The organism is Streptomyces sp. NBC_01363 (genome assembly GCF_026340595.1).
Taxonomy (GTDB): Bacteria; Actinomycetota; Actinomycetes; order Streptomycetales; family Streptomycetaceae; genus Streptomyces.
Window position 1 is genome coordinate 6094801 of record NZ_JAPEPF010000001.1, and the last position, 20434, is coordinate 6115234.

General features: G+C 67.6%; 20 protein-coding genes and 3 pseudogenes. 10 read left to right on the forward strand and 13 right to left on the reverse strand.

All coding sequences use genetic code 11. The features are described 5' to 3' along the window. Positions 1-4: 4 nt before the first annotated feature. Complete coding sequence (locus OG611_RS27980) at positions 5-1720, reverse strand: IS1182 family transposase (protein WP_266425309.1); 1716 nt, start codon at positions 1718-1720, stop codon at positions 5-7. Between the two features lie 115 nt (positions 1721-1835). Between OG611_RS27980 and OG611_RS27985 the strand changes: the two are divergent. Next, a pseudogene (locus OG611_RS27985) lies at positions 1836-2219 on the forward strand (transposase); the annotation flags it as partial. Positions 2220-2226: 7 nt separating this feature from the next. Here OG611_RS27985 and OG611_RS27990 read toward each other — a convergent pair. Further along, entirely contained in the window at positions 2227-3219 is a 993-nt protein-coding gene (locus OG611_RS27990) for a DUF6083 domain-containing protein (protein ID WP_323180245.1), read from the reverse strand. A gap of 1481 nt (positions 3220-4700) precedes the next feature. Next, complete coding sequence (locus tag OG611_RS27995) at positions 4701-5333, reverse strand: DUF2461 family protein (protein WP_266425313.1); 633 nt, start codon at positions 5331-5333, stop codon at positions 4701-4703. Between the two features lie 355 nt (positions 5334-5688). Here OG611_RS27995 and OG611_RS28000 point away from each other — a divergent pair, with 355 nt between their 5' ends. Next, positions 5689-6699: an RNA-binding protein gene (locus tag OG611_RS28000; protein WP_266425316.1), complete on the forward strand. Its 1011-nt coding sequence runs from the start codon at positions 5689-5691 to the stop codon at positions 6697-6699. 206 nt (positions 6700-6905) lie between these two features. Then, entirely contained in the window at positions 6906-7205 is a 300-nt protein-coding gene (locus OG611_RS28005) for a hypothetical protein (RefSeq protein WP_266425319.1), read from the forward strand. A 252-nt stretch (positions 7206-7457) separates the two neighbouring features. Here the strand turns inward: OG611_RS28005 and OG611_RS28010 are convergent, their stop codons facing one another. Then, entirely contained in the window at positions 7458-8396 is a 939-nt protein-coding gene (locus tag OG611_RS28010; protein ID WP_266425322.1) for a zinc-binding dehydrogenase, read from the reverse strand. A gap of 82 nt (positions 8397-8478) precedes the next feature. On the opposite strand from OG611_RS28010, the gene OG611_RS28015 reads away from it, so the two are divergent. Next, the gene (locus OG611_RS28015) at positions 8479-8952 is read left to right on the forward strand and encodes a MarR family winged helix-turn-helix transcriptional regulator (RefSeq protein ID WP_266425325.1); all 474 of its coding nucleotides are present in this window, start codon (positions 8479-8481) and stop codon (positions 8950-8952) included. A gap of 102 nt (positions 8953-9054) precedes the next feature. On the opposite strand, the gene OG611_RS28020 is transcribed toward OG611_RS28015, so the two are convergent. The 3 genes from OG611_RS28020 to OG611_RS28030 all read right to left on the reverse strand — a co-directional run bounded on the left by OG611_RS28020 (position 9055) and on the right by OG611_RS28030 (position 10565). Further along, a complete protein-coding gene (locus OG611_RS28020) occupies positions 9055-9252 on the reverse strand; it encodes a LysR family transcriptional regulator (protein ID WP_266426287.1) in 198 nt (65 codons plus the stop codon). Further along, a complete protein-coding gene (locus OG611_RS28025; RefSeq protein ID WP_266425328.1) occupies positions 9189-9584 on the reverse strand; it encodes a hypothetical protein in 396 nt (131 codons plus the stop codon). The genes OG611_RS28020 and OG611_RS28025 overlap by 64 nt, the downstream gene beginning before the upstream one ends. 132 nt (positions 9585-9716) lie before the next feature. Further along, positions 9717-10565 (reverse strand): IS5 family transposase, encoded by an 849-nt coding sequence (locus OG611_RS28030; RefSeq protein ID WP_266425104.1) that lies wholly within the window; start codon positions 10563-10565, stop codon positions 9717-9719. A gap of 142 nt (positions 10566-10707) precedes the next feature. On the opposite strand from OG611_RS28030, the gene OG611_RS28035 reads away from it, so the two are divergent. From OG611_RS28035 to OG611_RS28045, 3 genes and pseudogenes are all read left to right on the forward strand, one after another. After that, the gene (locus OG611_RS28035; RefSeq protein ID WP_266425331.1) at positions 10708-11091 is read left to right on the forward strand and encodes a hypothetical protein; all 384 of its coding nucleotides are present in this window, start codon (positions 10708-10710) and stop codon (positions 11089-11091) included. 20 nt (positions 11092-11111) lie between these two features. After that, a complete protein-coding gene (locus tag OG611_RS28040) occupies positions 11112-12116 on the forward strand; it encodes an IS3 family transposase (RefSeq protein WP_266425334.1) in 1005 nt (334 codons plus the stop codon). Between the two features lie 36 nt (positions 12117-12152). Then, positions 12153-12371, forward strand: a pseudogene (locus OG611_RS28045) (IS6 family transposase); the annotation flags it as partial. 149 nt (positions 12372-12520) lie between these two features. On the opposite strand, the gene OG611_RS28050 reads toward OG611_RS28045, so the two are convergent. The 4 genes from OG611_RS28050 to OG611_RS28065 all read right to left on the reverse strand — a co-directional run bounded on the left by OG611_RS28050 (position 12521) and on the right by OG611_RS28065 (position 15743). Beyond that, positions 12521-13036, reverse strand: coding sequence for a DUF2231 domain-containing protein (locus OG611_RS28050; protein ID WP_266425337.1), 516 nt, complete (start codon positions 13034-13036; stop codon positions 12521-12523). A gap of 136 nt (positions 13037-13172) precedes the next feature. Then, positions 13173-13940, reverse strand: coding sequence for an FAD:protein FMN transferase (locus OG611_RS28055; protein ID WP_266425340.1), 768 nt, complete (start codon positions 13938-13940; stop codon positions 13173-13175). Then, positions 13933-14367: an FMN-binding protein gene (locus OG611_RS28060; protein WP_266425342.1), complete on the reverse strand. Its 435-nt coding sequence runs from the start codon at positions 14365-14367 to the stop codon at positions 13933-13935. The genes OG611_RS28055 and OG611_RS28060 overlap by 8 nt, the downstream gene beginning before the upstream one ends. An 11-nt stretch (positions 14368-14378) precedes the next feature. Further along, entirely contained in the window at positions 14379-15743 is a 1365-nt protein-coding gene (locus tag OG611_RS28065) for a ferredoxin reductase family protein (RefSeq protein ID WP_266425345.1), read from the reverse strand. 173 nt (positions 15744-15916) lie between these two features. Here OG611_RS28065 and OG611_RS28070 point away from each other — a divergent pair, with 173 nt between their 5' ends. Both OG611_RS28070 and OG611_RS28075 read left to right on the forward strand, forming a co-directional pair. Next, positions 15917-16651, forward strand: coding sequence for a response regulator transcription factor (locus OG611_RS28070; protein ID WP_323180246.1), 735 nt, complete (start codon positions 15917-15919; stop codon positions 16649-16651). After that, entirely contained in the window at positions 16648-18072 is a 1425-nt protein-coding gene (locus OG611_RS28075) for a HAMP domain-containing sensor histidine kinase (RefSeq protein WP_266425347.1), read from the forward strand. The genes OG611_RS28070 and OG611_RS28075 overlap by 4 nt, the downstream gene beginning before the upstream one ends. A 92-nt stretch (positions 18073-18164) precedes the next feature. Here OG611_RS28075 and OG611_RS28080 read toward each other — a convergent pair. Further along, positions 18165-18595, reverse strand: a pseudogene (locus tag OG611_RS28080) (transposase); the annotation flags it as partial. Between the two features lie 118 nt (positions 18596-18713). Continuing rightward, positions 18714-19616 carry a transposase gene (locus tag OG611_RS28085; protein WP_266425350.1) on the reverse strand — a complete coding sequence of 301 codons (903 nt, stop codon included), beginning with the start codon at positions 19614-19616 and terminating at the stop codon, positions 18714-18716. Between the two features lie 210 nt (positions 19617-19826). Between OG611_RS28085 and OG611_RS28090 the strand changes: the two genes are divergently transcribed. Then, positions 19827-20369, forward strand: coding sequence for a DinB family protein (locus OG611_RS28090; protein ID WP_189282079.1), 543 nt, complete (start codon positions 19827-19829; stop codon positions 20367-20369). The last annotated feature ends 65 nt before the right edge of the window (positions 20370-20434 follow it).

Sequence of the window (20434 nt, forward strand, 5' to 3'; positions counted from 1 at the left end):
TGGGTCAGGCTGTGAGTCGGTAGGCGAGGCGTTCGAGCCGGCTGCTGCGGGTGTGATGCTGGTCGTGTCCGGTCCAGTGGGCGTCGAGTCTGATCACGTTGAGTGCGGTGGCGGAGAAGGCGTGTTGGAGGCGGACTTTCGGTAGCCCGCGGTAGCGGGCCCGGCGTATGCCGGTGATGTCGAGGGCTTGATTGATAGTGCCTTCCACACCCGCTCGCAGGGCGTACTTGGCCTTCCACGTCTCGGTCTTCTGCTCGGCGCGGGCCTGGGTGAGGGCTTCTTCTGGCTCTCTGGGGCGCAGGGTGAGCATGCGGCGGCCTTTCGCGGAGCTGGTGCATTGGTCGCGGAAGGGGCAGGGGCGGCAGGTGCGGACGCCGAAGGTGATGACGATCGCGTCCGTTCCGTGCTGTTTCACGGGGTTCCAGTGCGCGCTGGTCTTGCCGGCGGGGCAGCGGACCTGGCGGGCCCTCCAGTCGATGATGAAGGCGCTCTTGTCGAAGCCGGCGTGGGCCTTGGCCTGGGCGGAATGATCCAGCAGAACCGGGGTGACCATACGGGTGCCCTGTTTCAGCGCGGCGGCGATGAGGTCGGCGGATGGATAGCCGGAGTCGAGGTAGTGCTCGGCGGGCCTGATGCCGTGCTCGGCCAGGCGCTGTTGGACCGGGGCGGTCGCTTTCACATCGGGCACGGTGGCATCGGTGGTGCACACGTCCGTGATCAGATTCGGTGCCGCCCGGACACCGGCTTCGGCTTCGGCTTCGGCTTCGGTGGGAGTGTCGCAGGTCTCGGTGAGATGGACCTTGTAGCCCATCCAGAACAGGCCCTCGCCCTTGGCCGCCCAGCGTGCGTCCGCGTCGTAGGGGGAGGCGAGGCGGCGATGACCGGGCGGGACACCCTCGTCGTCGGCGGCCCGCTTCTTGATCACCTCCCGTCCCCTGGTGTCGGTGCTCAGGTAGTACGTCTGGACGAGGATCTGCCGCAGGATCTGTACGGACTCGATCTCACGGATCCATGGGGGTGTGCCGGGTGACCAGGCCGCCCGGCACAACGCCAGCGCGTCCTGGCCGAAGACCTGCGCGAGCCGGTCGCGTTTCGTCTGCGAGGCGGGCATGCGCCAGCCGTCCACCCGCGGCCCGTACCGGTGAGCGAACTCGGCGACATCGACCTGCCCGGCCAGCCACGACGGCGCCGCGACAGCCAGGGCCTCCAGCGCCGCCCGCACACTCTCCCCGGCCAGCTCGAGGCGGTTCAAGTCCCGCACCGCACTGATCACATGGGTGGAATCGGTCCGCTGCCTGCCCCCGGCCGCGACCAGCCCCTCCTCCACGCAGTACTCAAGGAGACGGTCGAAGACCACCCGTTCCATGCCGTTGTCGGACAGGCGGGAACGGAACCGGCTCAGCACACTGGCATCGAAGCCGGTGTCCGTCAGCTCCGCCCCGAGCGCGTACTTCCAGTCGATCGCCCGCACCGCCATCGCCGCGGCCTGCCGATCGGTCAGATCCTCGGCGAACTGCAACACCGTGACCAGGCACAACACCCCCGGAGACAAACCCGGAGCCCCACGCACCCCGAACGCCGACGCGAACGGCTCGTCCGCGAAAACCTCCGCGAGCCGGTCTCGCACCCGTATCGCCAGGCTCCCCTGCGGGAACGCCGCCCGCGCCACCATCACGGTCTGCTCCGGGACTTCCGGCAGCCCCTCCGGCCGCATCGACATCCACACCACCCCCACGGCCGCACGACAGGACAACGACCGTACAGACGATCATCCCGTGCCCACCTTCACCCCCGCACGGAATTGCGCAGCAGAGTCCTGGATCTATCCAAAGACACTCTACGGCCACATCAAACCGGTCAAGCGGCGGACTCAGTTCCTGGAGTTCTGCCGCTACCTGCGCAGCCTCTACCCGGCCGACGTCAGGATCGCGATCGTGGCCGACAACTTCTCCCCGCACCTGACCACGAAAAGGTGTCAACGGGTCGGCATCTGGGCTGCCGCGAACAACGTCGAGATCGCCTACACACCGACCAACAGCTCCTGGCTCAACTGTATCGAGGCCCAGTTCACGGCCCTGCGCTACTTCACCCTGGACGGAACGGACCACGCCGACCACAAGGAACAGGGCAGCATGATCCGCCGCTACATCATCTGGCGAAACCGCCATGCCGACGACCAGCGCCTACAAGCCGTCGTCGACAGGGCAAACGTTGCCTGATGCGGCACTAGTCACGGACTCGGCTCCGGCGTTGGTGGATGCGTTGGCGGCGACGCTGAAGCTCCTCGCACTGCCAGCACAGCCACCCTTCTTGAGGGGAGAGGACTGTTGCGTTCGAGCAGGACGGGCTTGCGCATTTTGTGCGTTGCTCCGGCCCGTCGTGGATGAAGACGCGCTTCTCACCGTTGCTCTGCAGGTCGTAGCCGGTAGGCCGCTCGGTCAGTACGTGGGCGTCGTGACGCAGGGGGTGGAAGGGTACGAATTCGTTGGCGACATGATCGGGGTCGTCCGTGTTGAAGTGATCGTGGCAGCGCTGGGCCCACCAGCGGCGTACGACGTTGAAGTCGGCGAGGTGCCAGACCCAGATGTTTCCGCCGGTGAGCTCGAGAACCTGCTGCCCCAGCCTGCCGGTGGCCTGTTCCTGGTCGATGCCGGTCAGTTCCCAGCGTCCTTCACTCAGGTCGCAGATTCCGTTCTCGCAGCGCTGCTCAGTGAGGGCGTCGTGGGCGATGCACTGCAGGTCCTCGATGGCGCAGGGTCCGATCCGAAGCGAGCCGTGACAGTCGATCACGTGGCGGATGTGCTGGACCTGTTCGGGGCCGGGGCTTTCGACTTCCTCCTCTGTGACGGTCTCGACGAACGGGACGAACTCGCCGCTCTCGATGGCGGTGCGCATCCGTACCGCAAGACGGCGGACGACGTCCTGCAGGTCAGAAGGGAGATCGGGGTGGTCGGCTGCTGGGCAGACTGCGGGGTGAGGGATCCGGCAGTAACCGCTGGAGGCATCGGTGCCTGGATAGGCCACTCCGCGGTGAATGTGCCAGCGCATCTTCGCCGGAATACGGCGGGTGGGAAACTCGCAGGTCAAAGGAATTCGCAACCCGTCATGCCGTTCGAACCACTCGACAGGGGTGCCGCAGTACTTGCACAGGGATGCGGCAGCCCTCCGAAGGACTTTCGTCCGGTTGGAACGGTGTAGGTGCATCGGCATGGGGCCCATTCCCGGCTGGCCTGTTGTGCTGCGTCAGTTACAGAACGACGTTCCTCTGACGCAGGACACGGCAGGTGAGGGCCTGCCAGCGCGGCACTCGGAGGTCAGTGCCCCGGTCCCCCAGGGAGCTCGTTCCTCCCGTCGTGAGGCCGGCGGTCGAGCGTGCTCCAGGCAGGGGAGGCCGTCAGCTAGGAAGATGTCCGGCAGGCATTACGGGGCCGCCGGTCCAAGGCTGGTCAGGCGCCAGGTCCGTACAGAGGGGCTGCTGGGCGAAGGTTCCTCAACCAGCAGCAGTGGTCCGTGGGGTGTGCCTGCCCGCGCCGCGAGCCAGGTGTCCAAGTGCTCAGTGTGCGGCCTTTCCCCGAGGCGGGTCCGGGGCACGAACGGCGTCAGCGCGCTGGCCGTCAGCAGCTCTTCAGCGGAAGTCGGCTCGGTGTGAGTGAGGTTGTCCTTCCATTCCTCAAAGAAGCGGTTCCACACATGATCCGGGTTGACGTCGTGCTCTGCTTGGACGGGGCCCGGGGTGGGCGCTGCCGGATCAGGTGCCTTCGGACAGTTCAGAGAGCCTCGCGCGTCACGCCACGCCCACGTCTCGTCCGTGTTGTAGGCATCCTTTCGCTCTTCGAGGTAGACGCCGCAGTATCGGCAGGGGCGGGCACGAAGCTCGAGTGGGCTGCATCGCGGACAGTCTTTCCGGTCAATCCTGCGCCTTCCGGGGCTGTAGCACTTTCCGCACCAGTCGGCAGGCAGAGGCTGGTGATCGCCTGGATAGATCGGCGTCCCCTGCTCGGCGGCCATCCTGATGGTCACCCCTGCTCTCGCGAGGCCGGCATACGCCGAAGCCGCGGCAAATCGGCCGGCTGCGGCGTGCTGCTCGGCTAAGGCGAGATACTCCTCGGGTGTCACCTGTTGTCTCCTTGACGATGGATTGACGGGACGACCGTGTCACTGGCGGCACAGGGGTAACGACGCGGTGGCGTGGAGGTTCTCGTTCCAGGTGCAGCGACCACTCCAGCGTTCACGGACGTGTCCGGCTCCTTCTGGGGTGGGAACCACTGACAACCAACCCCGGCCGCTTGTCGGCTCGGGATCGACGGGCAGGCCAGGAGCCTGCCTGCCCGTGCCGCGGCCAGCCCCTCGGCCACCTCCGGGCCTACTCCTGGGCGCGTGTATCGACCTGGGGCGCGGTCGCAGCCAGAGGTGTCGTCCGCGAGCAGGCACGTGCTGAGCGACAGACTTCCGGGTTCCATCCCTGCTGGTCAGCGTTGGGGCTCCTTGAAAATGGCTCTGCCCGCGACTCCGTAGCCGGTCTTGCCGGGCCTTCCCCTCAGCACGGTCGGCGCCGCCATCAGCATGACGTTGCTGCAGCCGCCGACTGCCCGATGACGATCCATCGCCCTGGCGACCGTGTGGAGTTCTAGAGTGAAGGGTCCGCCAAGGGGCGCCACTCGAATGTCGTTCCTCCCGTGCCGCGCGGTGCCCTCGTGATGTCAGGCGGCGCGCTTCACGTGGCAGACCAGCCACATCAGCAGGGCATCGAGGTCGGCGGCGGCCGAGAGGATCCGGTCGACCGCCTCGGGGGTGTGCAGCCACTCCTCGCAGCCGAGCGGGCGGGCTGCGATCAGCGAACGATGGCGCAGCAGGTTCGTACGGGGGTGGTCCGTCGGATAGCCATACGGGGGGCGTTTCATCACGTCCCCGGAGATGTCGTAGCCCTTCTTCCGTACGTCCTCGAGGATGGCGGACAGTTCGCGGCCGCTCCTCTCGGAGGCCACGGCTTTGCGGAACATGTCCACCTGGCCGGGATCGGGGTACCACCAGGCGCCTTGGATCCGCAGGCCGTCCAGGGAGAACCGGAGACCGATCTCGATCTTGCGGCCGAGTCGGATCACCGCGCCCTGGTGCTGCCACCACCAGGAGTCGGTGCGGTAGTGCCAGACGGAGAAGTCCTCGTACCGGGGGTCGGTGTCCGCGACCTCGTTGAGCAGGGCGATCATCGGCTGCCGGACCAGGCGTTCGCGGTCCGCGCGGTAGCGCTCGCGGGTCGCGTGGGTCGGTTCGCCCTGGAGCTGCCACAACACGTCCATGGCCTGCTCCGGCCAGCCGGTGAACTGTCCGCGCATGCGCGCAGGATAGCTCACCCATGATCCGCGCGCGGAGAGTGAGACGGGCAGGGATGCGTAACCCCTGACAAGGTGGGAGGTGTTGCGGCGGGGCTCGCCGGCCAGTTCGATGTGCCGTGCGCGGTGGGCGACTTCGTCGAGGAACATGGCGAGTGCAGTCGGTATGAAGCGGGCGGTGAGATTGTGCAGTCGACTTGAGATCCCACAGAACCTGTAGGATCTCGCGGCTCGTGTCATAGAGCATTGCGCTGACCAGCAGGTTCCTGATCTGTCTCAGGACGTTGCCCTATGCCTCTGTCTCACCTCCCATGGCATTTCCTCGCGGGGCGACACGAGCGTGCTGGATGATGGGGCGGTGCAGCTCCCCTACGTCTACCGCGTCACCAAGTACGACCCCGCCGACCGTGACGAACACGGGTATTACACCGGCAGTCAGGACACCGTCAGCGATCACGGCGAGGTCGAGGCGTCGTATCTTCAGGCGGTCGCGGCGTTTGCTGAGGACACCGGCGTCGATCACCTGGCAGTACGTGAACCACAGATCCCGTCCATCGCGCACTTCGGCGTGGAGCCTCCGGTGGACGGCTTTGGGTTGAACGGGCTCTTCCCTGGCGGCCCTACCGGTTTTCACGACGGGGCAGAAGTACCGCTCGGAATCGGTCTGGAACTGGTGCGAGCCATGTTGCGTGATAGCGGCGCCTGGTGCCGGCTGGAGGTGGAAGGCACGTTCGCAGTCCACGTGGGATGGGACCAGTACCTCTACATCAGCAGCAGCCGGCCTTGCGAGGAAGCGTTGGCCCATACCCGGGAGCTCGGACTGTTCCCAGAACGCCTGGACGCCTCCCCGTATGCCTTCGGGGCCGAAGAGGAAGAGCAGGTCATCCAGCGGCCCGGCGATGACGACTTCTGGGCCGACCTGCATTGGGCAGTCGTCACCGGCCGTGCAGGAATCCTGGAAGAGACATATCTCGAAGGTGCCTCACGATGGCACCACCTCACCAGCGACACCATCGACCCCGTTCGCGTTGGACTGGCTCCCCGGGCCCGTCTCGCCGTCTGGCCGTCCCTGTCCACCGACATCGACGCCGTCCTGAGAGCCCTGCCCGCTGATGGCCTCGTCGAAGTCGTGTGGCAGGACGACGACGGCAACATCCGCAGCGCCATCGCAGACGAGGACGAGTTCCCCGAACTGGCCGCCCGGATATCCCGTGCCCATGCCGCCGTGCTCCTGTCTGTATACGCGGGTGAATCTGTGCCTCTGTGCACTGCTGTCATGCCCGACAACGACGGAGTCCTACGGGCTCGTTGGCGAACCGAGCCGACGCCGAGCGACCGCGACTGGGCACTTCGTCAGGCCCAAGGGTGAGCGCTTCGACCGGCTGTCCTGTCGCAGTGCACCTGACAGACGGCGAGCTGCTGACCTACCGGGTTGCCACGTCGCTTGAGAGCGATGGCCCTCGGCATTCTCAAACGACGTGGCTTTCACGGAAGTTGCGTTCGCCGTACTGCTGGAGCGTGGAACGCGGTAGGGGGTTGCTGCGTTTCAGCGGTATGAGAAGCACTGTGATTGTGGTGACAGTCGGCGTCGCCGCCGGTGTCTGCCTGATTTTGGTGGATCGCGCTTTGCTGTGGGCAGAGCACCGTGGGTGGATCTATTACCGCAAGACGAAGGGGCGTACTTCTGCGCTGGTAGAGGGGTTCTCTCCAGCCGCGCAGGCGGTGAAGCAGGCGATGGAGCAGGAGAGGTTCCGCAAGAACGTCCGGATCGGAGAGGGGACGCCACTTGGCGTTGACCTGGACGAGGGCGTCGCGCGGGTCCGTCGCTCAGAGCCCGGTCGGCAAGAATCCGCCAACCCGAATGAGATCGAGTAAGAATCGGCCAGCTTGAATGCGACAGAGTGCCACCGATGTGCCATCGGAGCTGAGATTGTGCTGCGAAATTTGAGACCCTACAACCTGTAGGATCTCGCGGCCCGGGGCACCGCTCGACGCCGTGACCTGCGGCTTCTCTGGTTGTCTCATTGCTTGGCCAATGAGTTCTGTCTCACCACCGCGTCATTTCCTCTGCGGGGATTTTCCTGGCCGCAGCGGCCACGCGTTTCCCGACGCGGGTCAGCTTCACCGTCAGGGCAGCAGGACGACCTTGCCGAGGTTGGCACGGGCTTCGATGATCTCGTGCGCTCGTGCCGCATCAGCCAGCGGAATTTGGGCGTGAACGGCCGGCTGCAACTGCCCGGACAGGGTCAGCTTCCACAGCTCCTCACCATGCTGGTCATAGAGCTCGCGCTGAGTGTCGACAAACCTCGCCATGGTGAGCCCGGTGATGGTTTTCGATCCTGCCAGGAGGTCGAAGGCCGGAACGGTGCCGCCGCCCGAGTTGAAGAAGACGAGTCGCCCGCCGGGTGCAAGGGCGGAGACGGCGCGTGAGAGTAGATCTCCACCGACTCCATCCAGGACGACATCGACTGGCTCCCCCCAGTGCTCGCTGTCGTAGGTCACGATCTCGTCAGCGCCCAGACCGCGGAGGAATTCCGCCTTGGTGTGCGAGCTCACGGCCGCGACGACCCGTCCGATGCCCTGAAGCTTGGCCAGTTGGACCGCGAGATGCCCCACTCCGCTCGCGGCACCCGTGATCAGGACCGACTCGCTCACGAGAGGGCGGGCCGCGGCGAGGGCGGCGAGGGCGACGTGTCCGCTGCGCACCAGCGCGACGGCTTGGATGGCGCTCGCTCCGTCCGGTATGCGGCTCGCCATGAAGCCGGGGGCGATTGCCTGTTCGGAATACGAGCCGCCGCTGAAAGTGAGCGACGTGATGCGGTCGCCGACCTCGAAATCCGTCACGTCCGGGCCGAGTGCGATCACCGTTCCGGCGACCTCGCCTCCAAGGACTCCCGGTAGCGGCGTCCTGCCGCCTTCGCCGCGAACCTTGCGCACGGAGGGAAGAGTCACACCGATGGCTTCCGTGCGGACCAACAGTTCCCCCGGGCCGGGCTTAGGGGCCTCCGCATCTTCGACGCGGAGCACTTCCGGACCGCCGTACTCATAAAAACGAACCCGCCGCATGCACACCTCCAGGTCATTGGGAGACCCAACGATACCGAAGGATCATAGGGAACCCCAATGATTTTCTGGTTAGTCTGGCCCCATGTCCGACACCACCCGCGCTCCCGCCCGTATCCGCTCCCTCCCCAGCTGGCTCCTGGGTCGCGCCGCAGCTCGGGGACACCGGCTCGTCGCCGAAGCCCTCGCTCAGGTGGGCATGCGGATGATGCACCATGCCGTCCTATCGGCAGTCGCCGAACTGGGACCCGTATCGCAGGCCGAGCTGGGCCGCAGCCTGAGCATCGATCCCAAGGACATGGTCGCGATCCTCAACGACCTCCAGAACGATGGCCTCGTGACCCGAGCGCCGGACGCCAAGGACCGTCGCAAGAACGCCATCACCCTCTCGCCGAGCGGGAAACGTCGCCTGCTTCAGACGGAGAAACTGGGCCGTGAGGCGAACGATGAGCTGACCGCTGTCTTGACGCCTGCCGAGCGGACCCAGCTCATGGGTCTCCTCGCGCGCATAGTCCAGCAGGAAGAGCCCTGCGCTGAAACCGGCCCAGGTGGCGAATAGCAGCTCGTCACGCATGCCGGGAAGACAGCGAGGCAGCCGTCCCACCCTCAGGTCAGGAAGCCTCAGCATCGTGTCCAAATCCTCGGCCGACGCCTTCCATGGTCACGTTCCGGAGCCGGACTTTCGCACCGCTGCGGCAACGCTCCTGCCGAACCGGGTAGGTCTCATCCTGCGGCCGCGTTCGGCGCGCTCGATCAGGGGCCGGCCCAGGTCTCTCTCCAGGCGGTTGATCTGGGTCACCAGCGTCGACTGGTGAATGCCAAGGGCTCGGGCGGCTTCAGTGACGGTGGGGTAGGGCAGGGCGGCGACGAAGCGTTCGAGTCGCTGTCGGCCGGATGGGCTCGTGAGAGCGTCACGTAGGACGGCAGGGATGCCGGTGGCTTGCTCGCCGGCGCGGAGGGCGGCGTCGTGGCTTGCTCCTCCGCGGGGCGGAGAGGGATCTTGTGGGTGTGTGCCCAGCGGGCCATGTTCGCGGGGCTCATTCCCTTCTCCTGGGCGAGGTCGGGCAGGGTCCGGCGGTGAACGGCGTACTGCTCGATGAGCCAGTCGCGGTCGATGGCGCCGCGGCGCTTGTAGTCCTGTGGACCCTCGCGGAGCGGGATGCCGTACTCCTTGGCGAGGTCAGTCAGCACTCTGCGGGAGAAGCCTGTGAGGTGGCGATCTGCTGGAGGGACTGGTGTTCGTCGAGGTAGAGCCCTCTCTGTCAGCCTTGGGTGAGACATCCCGTTCTGCGGGGTTAGCCTGAGAGGGTGTTCGGTACCTTTTCAGGCTGCCGCGGGCGGTTTCGGGCGGAGGTATTGCCCGATTTGGCTCGGGCTCGCGGTCAACCTGCTGGCCATGGAATTGACCATGGCCCAGTGGATCATCGACCGGGACCGCTCCGGCAGCGCCTCGTAGTCACGGTGCAGACGCCGGTAGCGGCTCATGATCCCGAAAGTCTGCTCTACACGCCAGCGGACCTTCTGGACCACAAAGCCTTTCTGTTCCGCATCACGCGCCACGACTTCCACCTCGATGCCCAGGGCGGCCGCGTGCGTGATCATCTTGGACTTGTACCCAGCGTCCACCCACGCCTTCGTCACCGTGGGCAACTTCGCGGCCAGGGCGTCGGCAACGAGTTTGCCGCCGTTGGTGTCCTGCACGCCGGCGGCCGTGACGATGAGAACCAGCAGCAACCCGAGTGTGTCGGTGGCGATATGCCGCTTGCGGCCCTTGATCCGTTTGCCACCGTCGTACCCTTGCGTGCTCTCCGGCGCATTCGGTGACGCCTTCACCGTCTGGGCATCGATCACCGCGGCGGTCGGCAGTATCCGGCGCCCCTTCTTCCTGCGTAACTGGTCACGCAGGGTGTCGTGGACCTCCTCGGCGGTGCCGTCCGCTTCCCACGCCCTGAAGTAGCCGTAGACCGTGGTGTGCGGCGGGAAGTCATGGGGCAGGTAGCGCCAGGCCACCCCCGTCCGGGCAACGTAGAGGATCGCGTTGACCACCTCGCGCAGATCGGTGGTGGGCTCCCGCCCTTCGGCCCGCGCGGCCCGCCACTCCAGCAAAAGGGGCTCGATCAACTCCCACTGATCATCCTTGAGATCCGAGGGGTAGGCACGTCGCTCAGTCACAAGATGATCAAAACCGATGACCCCGACGTCGCGCTACGAGATCATGGAAACAAGTCCATCTCGCCACACCGCGGACCGGACAGATAGGGGGATCCCCCTACCGAACACCCTCTGAGAGGGCACGACAGGGGAACCGTCCCTTATGCCCAGCACAGAGCCCGTCGGGTCCGACCCGGCGCCGAGGCCGAAGCGCCGCACTTTCACCTCGGAGTACAAGCTGCGGATCGTCGCCGAGTACGACGCCGCGCCCAGGAACGAGAAGGGTGCGGTCCTGCGCCGGGAACGGCTCTACCACTCGCATGTCAAGGAGTGGCGGGCCGCCCGGGACGCCGGGGCCCTGGAAAACCTGGTTGACCGCCGGACCAGCCCGGCCCGGGCGAAGAAGTCCGCCGCGGAGGTGGAGAACGAAAAGCTGCGGCAGCAGGTGGAGCGCTTGCAGAAGGACCTGGCACGGAACAAGGCCGCACTCGAGGTGATGGGAAAAGCCTCCGCGCTCTTGGAAATGATCTCCGAGAGCGCGGACTGAAGCCTGCCGCCGACCCTGTCGTGGACGAGGCGTTCACCGGCGTCGAGGTTCAGCTGGGCATCACGGCCGCCTGTCGGCTGACCGGCCGCTCCCGCGCCACGCACTACCGCCGGCTCCGGCCCCCGCCACCACGCAGAACACGTGCCCCACAGGTGCAGCCGTCGGCCCTGACGGCCGAAGAGCGGGCTGCGGTACTCGAGTTGATGAACGGCGACGAGTACGCCGAGCTGGCGCCCGCGCAGATCTGGGCCCGCGAGCTGGATGCCGGGCGCTATCACTGCTCCGTCTCGACGATGTACCGGATCCTGCGCGAGCAGGATCAGTCCGGTGAGCGCCGACGGCAGGCCACCCATCCCGCCAAGGCGGTGCCCGAGCTGGTCGCCACCGGGCCCTCACAGGTGTTCACCTGGGACATCACCAAGGCGGCCGGACCGGCCAAGAGCGTCTGGTATCACGCCTACGTGATCATCGACATCTTCAGCCGGTACATCGTCGGCCACACCGTCGAGCGAGCCGAATCAGCTGTGCGGGCCGAGGAGCTGATCCGCGAGACCATCGCCCGCAACGGCATCGTGCCCCAGACCGTGCACGCGGACCGCGGCACCTCGATGACGTCGAAGAAGGTGTCCCAACTACTGATCGATCTGGGCGTGACGCGGTCGCACTCGAGGCCGAAGGTCTCCAACGACAACCCTTACAGCGAGGCTCAGTTCAAGACCACGAAGTACATGTCGGACTATCCCGAACGGTTCGATTCGCTGGCCCACGCCCGCGAGTGGTTCGACGCGTTCATCGCGTATTACAACCATGAGCACCGGCACTCGGGTATCGGCTGGCACACACCCGCCTCCGTCCACTTCGGGACTGCCGAGGAGGTCCGCGACCAGCGCGCGGTCACCCTCGCCGAGGCATACGCCCGTCACCCCGAACGCTTCGGCCGCCGCCCCAGACCACCCGAGATACCCCAGACAGCCTGGATCAACGACCCGGCCAAACGCAGGGAACCCACACCACAAACTTCATAGCGTCACGACCGTCTCACTGGACTTGAAATCTTCCGCGAGAACAGTCATCAGCCGACGAGGCAGCGCGAACGCGCGATGAAGGGCTTCCGCAGTACCGGCGGGGCCCAGCGGTTCCTGTCCGCGTTCAGCGGCATCTCACCGCACTTGCGACCACGCCGCCACCTGATGGCCACCGAATACCGCACCGAGATGACCACCCGCTTCGCCATCTGGGACGAGATCACCGGCGCCACCGACCAGCCCATCGCAGCGTAAGCCAGGCCCCCACCCGACCCCTACACACCCTTAATCGATCAACGCACCAATGTGACAACGTCCTCGATGCGTAGCGAGCAGAAGGGCCGGATACCGTGCGGTGTCACCGAGCGCAGCCCCTGGGCTGGGTGTGTCACGGCGCGTGTCGGTCAGTCGCGATTGGGGTGCGCGGTGGCGGAGTAGGCGTCGTGCCAAGCGGCTTTAGCGCCTGAGTCGCCGATTCGGTAGACCTGTACGTCGGCACCCACGCCGATGATGAGGGACAGCACCGCGGCGGTGATACGGAGCGGCGTGCCCACCGTGCTGGTGGATCCCTCCGCCTCGGGGGTGCGGTGGGCGGCGCGGCGGTAGAGCCACCACACCGCTGCGGACACCAGGAAGAGCCCGATGGCCCAGGGGAGCAGTTCGTCGCCGAGTTCGGTGTGCTTACGGACCAGGGGATCGCGGTCCACGTGCCGTTCCAGCCACTCGCCGGCGTTGGTCGTCAGCGGCACGCTGATCAGGGACACCAGGGCAAGGGCTGGCAGGGCGAGGCCGAACCTGCGCATGACGGAGGGGATGGCGGCGCACAGGATCAGGGCGAGCGCGGTGAGGGGTACCAGGACCACGACGACGTGCACGAACAGGACGTGTGCGGGGATGCCGTTGATCAGGTCGAGTCCCACAAGGGGCTCCTTCGGAGGGTGGTGTTCAATGCTGGACAGGGACGAGTCGGGCTCCTGCGGCGACATAGGTGGTAAGCCGCGGCCGCGACCGGGAGGCGCCCGTTCCCTGCGCGCGGGAATGACGCTGTGTCGCACCTCATGACCCATAGCGGCTGAATCCTGGAGTTCGCCATTCCTGGCCGTCGGGCAGAACCGCGAGTGCTTCGTAGCCGTCCAGTGTTTCCACCCAGCCCTGTGCCCCGTTGCCTCGGGCGAACGCGGCGGTGGCGTAGGTGTCGGTCAGCGTCAGGCGGGGCCCGACGAGTGTGAGGGAGGCGAACGTGTCGGCAGGTCTACCGGTGTGCGGGTCGACGATGTGATGGCCGCGTTCGGCGGTGCCGGAGGTGGCGACGGCCAGGTCGTGGCTGGCGGTGATGACGGTGGCCAGTTCACCGGGGCGTAGCGGGTGGGCGATGCCGATGCGCCACGCAGTGCCCGGGCCCGCCTGTCCGCGGAGCTGCAGGTCACCTCCGCCGTTGATGCACGTGTGGTGCGCGCCCGCGTCGTAAAGGAGCTGGGATGCGGTCTCGGTGGCCCAGCCTTTGACGAGCCCCGAGGGGTCGAGGGTTCTCGCGGGGATGATGCTGAACCAGCCATCGCTGGCATGGGCGGCCTGTGCGCACAGGGACAGGACTTCGTGGACTTCGGGCGGGCAGTGCTCCAGTCGGATCTCGCCGCGGTCGAGGCGGCTGATGTGGCTGTCGGGCCGGTAGGTGGAGAACACGGCATCGACCTGGTGGAGGTGGTGCACAGCCTCGACGAGGGCGCGGCGGATGGCGGGGGTCGGCTGGTCGCGGATGTCGAAGGAGAAGACGGTGCCCATGACGTGCTCGACGTGGCGCAGACCCTGTGTGGTGTCAGGCATGGGCCTGGTCCAGGGCGCTCTGGAGGGACTGGATGTAGCCCTGGCTGGTGTAGCTGGCGCCGGAGACGGCGTCGATGTGCGCGCTCTGGGCTCCGATGGCCTCCTGGGTGAGGCGGGGCAGGGCGTAGGCTGCGATCTCCTGGTCACGGCCTCTGTGGTCGGGGGCCTGGAGGACCTTGATCGAGGTGATCTTGCCCTGGTTGAGGGTGGCGGCGACCTGCACGGTTCCGTACTGGGTGTCGATGGGATCTCCGGTGAACGTGCCCGTCCCAGTGGATGTGCCCGGCGAGGCGTCTGCGGGAGTGTGCGAGGCCGTCGGGGAACGGGGAGCCGCCCCGGCCAGGGCGGGGAGCTGGTGGGGTTTGAGGGCGAGCAGGGCGACGATCAGGGCGCTGATCCCGGTGGTGGTGAGGACGGCTCGGCGCATGGCGGTTCTCCTCAGAACGCGAAGGACTCGTGGTGGATGCGCCGGGCCGGGACACCGGCTTCGCGCAGGGCTCTGATCGCGGCCTCGGTCATGCCGGGCGGGCCGCAGAGGTAGACGTCGTGCGCGGCCAGATCGGGGACCAGGGTGCTCAAGACCCGGGCGGTGAGGGGGGAGGCGTGTCCGGCCGGTTCGTCGACGATGTAGTGCACGGTGGCCCGTCGGCGGGAGGCTATCGCGTCGAGTTCACCGCGCAGGGCGAGGTCGACGGCGCGGCGGGCCCGGTAGACGAGGGTCACCTGGCCCGGGAGCGTCTCGAACAGCGCACGCAGGGGGGTGATGCCGACCCCGCCGGCCAGGAGCAGGACCCTGGGGGTGGTCCGGCGGTTCGCGGTGAAGGCGCCGTAGGGTCCCTCGGCCCACACCCGGGTGCCGGGCCTCAAGCGGGCGAGGGCGGCGCTGTGCCCGCCGGCGGTCTTGACCGTGATCCGCAGGTGGCCGGGGTGGGCGGGGGCCGAGAGGGAGTAGGGGTTCGCGGTCCACCACAGTCCGCGGGTCAGGAAACGCCAGCGCAGGAATTGCCCCGGCTCGCCCCCGAGGTCGTCGAGGTGCTGGCCGGTGAGGTGGACGGAGACCACGCCCGGTGCTTCGGGGTGGACCGCGGCCACGCGCAGGCGGTGGCGCAGCCCTCGCCGGACTGGGACGGCGAAGCGGTACCAGGCGACCAGGGCCGCGACCCCGAGGAACAGCGTGTACCAGGCGGCCTGCGCGAGGCGGTTGCCGACGAAGTCGGCTCCGTTGGAGAGCTGGTGTCCGAAGGTGAGGAAGACTGCCAGGTAGGTCGCGAAGTGCAGGTAGTGCCACGTCTCGTAACTCATCCTGCGGCGGGCAGCGCGGGCGGACATAATCCCTGTGGCCACGAGCAGCAGGAAGCCGGCCGTGCCCTTGAGCAGGTCGGGGTAGTGAAGGACGAGTGTGGAGGTCTGGCTGACCACGTTCGTGTGGGAGGCCAGCGAGTAGCCCCAGATGATCAGCAGGGTGTGGGCAAGGGCGAGGGACACGGTGCAGCGGCCTCCCCAGGCGTGCCAGCGGGCGAGCCGGTCGGTGCCGATGGTGTGGTCCAGGAGCGGCATCCGGGCCATGAGCGCCAGCAGGACCGCGCAGGCGTATCCGGCCAGGAGACCGGTGATACGTCCCGCGCCGGTGAGCCAGCCCGCCGAGCCGACCACCGAGTTCGTGTCGCTCCACCACAGGCCCAGCACTCCGGCGGCGCCGGCCCAGATCACCAGCGGCACCAGGAACGGGACGAGGCTGCGGCGCGGGCGCCGGTGGCGCATCCCGCGGCTCGCATACGTCGTGGTGGTGAACGTGGTGGTCATGGGGCTCCTCCGGATATGGCGCACGCTCCGGCGATGGGTGGCCAGCCTCACAGCCCAACCTCTGTGTACCTTCTGAAACAGCGTGGTCGACCGCTCTCAGCTCCGATTCAGAGGAAACTCAGAGACACGCCTCACCCCTGCCGTGGCCTGCGCCGGGGGATGCTGAAGGAACCATGGACGAGCCGCGTACGACATCGCTTCTGCACCGCCCCGACGGAGATCCCGTACGGATTCTCGTCGTCGACGACGAACCCGACGTCACCGATGTCCTGGCCGGAGTCGTGACCGGCGAGGGCTGGCAGGTCCGCACCGCCGCCGACGGCACAACCGCACTCGAGACGGCCCGTGATTTCCGGCCTGACGCGGTGGTTCTGGACTGGATGCTGCCCGACCTGGACGGCCTCCAGGTCCTGCGGGCCCTCAGACGTGAGATGCCCAAGGTGTGTGTCCTGTTCCTGACCGCCCGCGACGCAGTCGAGGACCGCATCGCCGGGATCACGGCGGGCGGCGACGACTACGTCACCAAGCCCTACAGCCTGGAGGAAGTCCTAGCCCGGCTGCGCGGGCTGCTGCGACGGGCCGGAATGACCGCCGGGCCGGGCGTGAACCTGCTCACCCTTGGGGACCTCAGCATGGACGAGGAAGCCCGGGAGGTCCGGCGCGGCGGTGTCACCGTCGAGCTGTCCCGCACCGAGTTCGAACTCCTTCGCTTCCTCATGCGCAACCCGCGCCGGGTTCTGTCCAAGGCCCAGATCCTGGACCGGGTCTGGGCCTACGATTTCGGCGGACGCGCCCACGTCGTCGAGCTTTACATCAGCTACCTGCGCAAGAAGATCGACGCCGGACGGGCTCCGATGATCCACACGGTGCGCGGGGTCGGCTATGTGCTCAAGCCGGACTCGCCGTGAGGCGCCCGGTGCCCCGCACCCTGCGCAGCCAGCTCACCGCCGGACTCGTCACCCTGCTCGCCCTCGCGTGCCTCGCCGTCGGGATCACGACCGCCCTCGCCCTGCGCGGTTTCCTGATGGGCCGTCTGGACGAGCAGCTCGCCGCCTCGGGCGGCCGGTTCGCCGCCAGCCTGGAACACGAGGCCACGCCTGACGCCGACAACCGCCCCGACACCCGGGGTCAGGCCGAATCGACGTTCGGCGCCCGGCTCCTGGACGGCACCACCACCCAGGCCGCCGTGGTCCACGACGCCACCGACCGCACGGTCCGGCTCACCCCCGAGGACCGCCGCGCCCTGGCGGGGGTGCCCGTGGACGGAAACGGGCACAGCATCCGCCTCTCCACTCTGGGCAAATACCGGGTCACGGCCGTCGACGGCGACGATCAGGACGTCATGATCACCGGTCTGCCCCTGCACCCGGTGGAAGAGACCGTTCACCGCCTCGAAGCGGTCGAAGCCGTGCTGTTCTGCGTGGCGCTCCTGGCCACCGGCATCGCGGGGGCCCTGTGGGTGCGGATCTCCCTGCGCCCGCTCCAGAGGGTCACCGCCCGGGCGGCGGAGGTCGCCGGGCTGCCGCTGGCCAGTGGCGAGGTCGCCATGCCCGGACCGCTCCCCGACACCGACCCCCGCACCGAGGTCGGCCAGGTCGGCGCTGCCCTCAACCACATGCTCGGCCACGTCGAAGACGCCCTCACCCGCCGCCACGCGAGCGAGGAACGGCTCCGTCACTTCGCCGCCGACGCCAGCCACGAACTGCGCACCCCCGTCGCCAACATCCGCGGCCACGCCGAACTCGCCCTGCGCCACCGTGGCCCCGTCCCCGCCGAAGTCCGCCACGCCCTGGAACGCATCGGCGGCGAGTCACAGCGCATGACCCGCCTCGTCGACGACCTGCTCCTCCTTGCCCGCCTGGACGCCGGACGCCCCCTGGAACACGAGCCGGTCGACCTGACCCTGCTAATCCTGAACGCGACGGACGACGCCCGCGCCGCCGGCCCCGGCCACCACTGGCTCCTCGACCTCCCCGAAGAACCGGTCACCGTCACCGGCGACGCCCACCGCCTCCAGCAGGCCATCGGCAACCTCCTCGCCAACGCCCGCACCCACACCCCGCCCGGCACCGACGTGACGATCTCCCTCACGACGGAACAGGCCACCGTCTGCGTGGACGTGAGTGACAACGGTCCCGGCATCCCCGACGAACTCCAGCCCGAAGTCTTCGGCCGCTTCGTCCGCGCCGACCACGCCCGCTCCCGCAGCACCGGAAGCACGGGGCTGGGCCTCGCCATCGTCCACGCCGTCACCACCGCCCACGGCGGAACCGCCACCGTCACCAGCAGACCCGGACACACCACCTTCCGCATCACCCTCCCGGGCTGAACCCGGCGCCCTGCCAGCACACCCCGGCGGCCCGCAGAGAGACGATCACCCCGGAGCCTGTCGCAGTGGGCGTCGAACAGCGTGTTCGCACGGTATGCCTCGGTGATCTCGGCCTCGGTCACCGGCCGACGAATCCACCGGTAGTAGTGCTGGCGGGCAAGCCCCAGGACCCGGCACGCAACCGCGACAGGGATCTTGTCGGCGGCGAGCTCTCTCACGAGCGGGTAGAGCCTTTTCCCGGCAGGTTCGCCTGCGACAGGTAGGCCGCCGCGCGGCGCAGGACCTCGTTCTCCTGCTCCAGCAGCCGGATCCGCTTCTTCAGCTCCCGGTTCTCCGCCGACTCGGACCTGGCGACGGCGGGCTTCTCGCCGTCGTCCACAGCGGCCTGGCGCAGCCACTTCGACAGCGTCATCTCATGGACGCCGAAATCCTTCGCGATCTGCGCAAGGGTGACGCCCTTCTCGCGGTTGCGCGCCACGCGCACGACATCGTCACGGAACTCTTCGGGATAGGGAACAGGCACAGCAACATCCTTCCAGGCCGCCCTACGGGCAAGCCAGGCTAGGTGTCACCTCAACGTGCAGCAGACCCAACTGTTCCTAAGCCTCGATCCGCCGACGTGGGGTTTGGCTGTCGGGTGATCAGCAGGTCGTCGTGCGGACGGGCACCAGCTCGGTACTCGTCCTGCGGCGGGTTGCCCTGCGGGCGGAGCGGTCGGAGACCAGACCGGCGATGGCGCGGTGGGTCTCGTCGTAGTCCTCACGCCGTCCGGTGTAGCGCTGGAGCGGGCGCCACTGCTTGTACTCGGCATTGGTGTGCTCCACACAGATCCGAGCCGAGGACTGCCGGCGTCGCTGTTCGCGCCAGGCCCGCCTCTCGCCGTCACACACATCGTCCTTCGGCTTCCTCGGCGGAGCACTGACCTGGTGTGGGAATTCGTTGGCCAAGCCGCGGTAGCCCTCGTCCACCTCGACTTTCACATTTGGGCGGAGGCGGAATTGCTCGGCGATGCCCTCGGTGCGCACGGCGGTCTGGTCGTGCACGCGGCCGGGCCGCGTCACGCCGGAGAACAGGGTACGGCCTTGGTGATCGCTGAACGTAGTCGTCTTGATGGTGTTCTGCTTCTTCTTGCCGGAGACGAACGCCTTACGTCCGGCGCGCCCGGCCTTGGGACGTCTGACCTGGACTTCCGTGCCATCGATGCGGAGGTCGACGCCTTCGGCTTCGGCGTAGGCGAAGACATCCTCCAAGGTCCGCAGGCGCAGGCCGGGCCGGTCGGGGACGGCGAAGCCACGGGCCGCGAGCAGCGGCCGGACCTCGCGGATCGCAGTGGAGATGGTGGAGCGATCGACATCGAACAGCTCGGCCAGGGCGGCATGCGGAAGCCCGAGCCGCAGGTGGACGAGGGTGGCCAGCAGCCGGTCGGGGAAGACCAGCTTCTGCTTACGGCCCGCCCCAGCCGCCCGGCTCCGGGCACCCCCGCGCCGCTCGTGCAACGCGGACTCGCGGACCGTCGTCCACCTGGGCGCGAGGTCTTGGAGCAAATCGCCGAAATGTGCGCGGGAGACCCCGGACAGGGCAGGATGGGAGCAGGCTGTACGGGCCCAGGTCAGCTTCACAACTCACCTAACCCGTACGGCCCTTCCTCTGTCACGGCCTGATCTGACCCGCTCGCATTCGCCCGCGACGCTCGCGCGGATTCACACCGGGCGACGTGACGGCTGCCCTCCAGGGCACCATGCGAGGATCGAACGATGAGGAATCCCCGCCGTGAGTTGCTGCGCTGGCAGTTCGACATGACCTGGTCACTGTTCGAGTACCACCTGGAGCGGCTCGCACCCGAGGCCTTTCTGTGGGAGCCCACTGACCTGACCTGGACAGTGCGCCCGGACGCCGCCGGGAACTGGTTGCCGGACTGGGCCAACACCGAGCCCGACCCCGTTCCTGTTCCCACCATCGGCTGGGTGAGCTGGCACATCGGCTGGTGGTGGAGCACTGCCATCGATCACGCGCAGGGACGTACGCCCCGGGAGCGTACCGACATCACCTGGCCCGGCAACGGACCGGCGACCGTCGCCTGGCTACAGGATCTGCGTACCCAGTGGCTAGCGGTCCTCGACAAGCTCACCGACGCCGATCTGGACGCCGCCTCCACGCTGCCGTGGCAGACTCCTCCGGACAACACCATCGGACACATGATCGCCTGGCTGAACGCCGAGCTGATGAAGAACGTCGCTGAGATCGGGCAGCTGCAGCTGATCTGGGCGGCCTCGAAGTCGCGACCCAAGAAGCAATAGGGCTCAGCAGAAGGAACGTCGTCCAGCACGGCAGCCGCGACGTCGAGCCCTATTGCTCCCCAGGT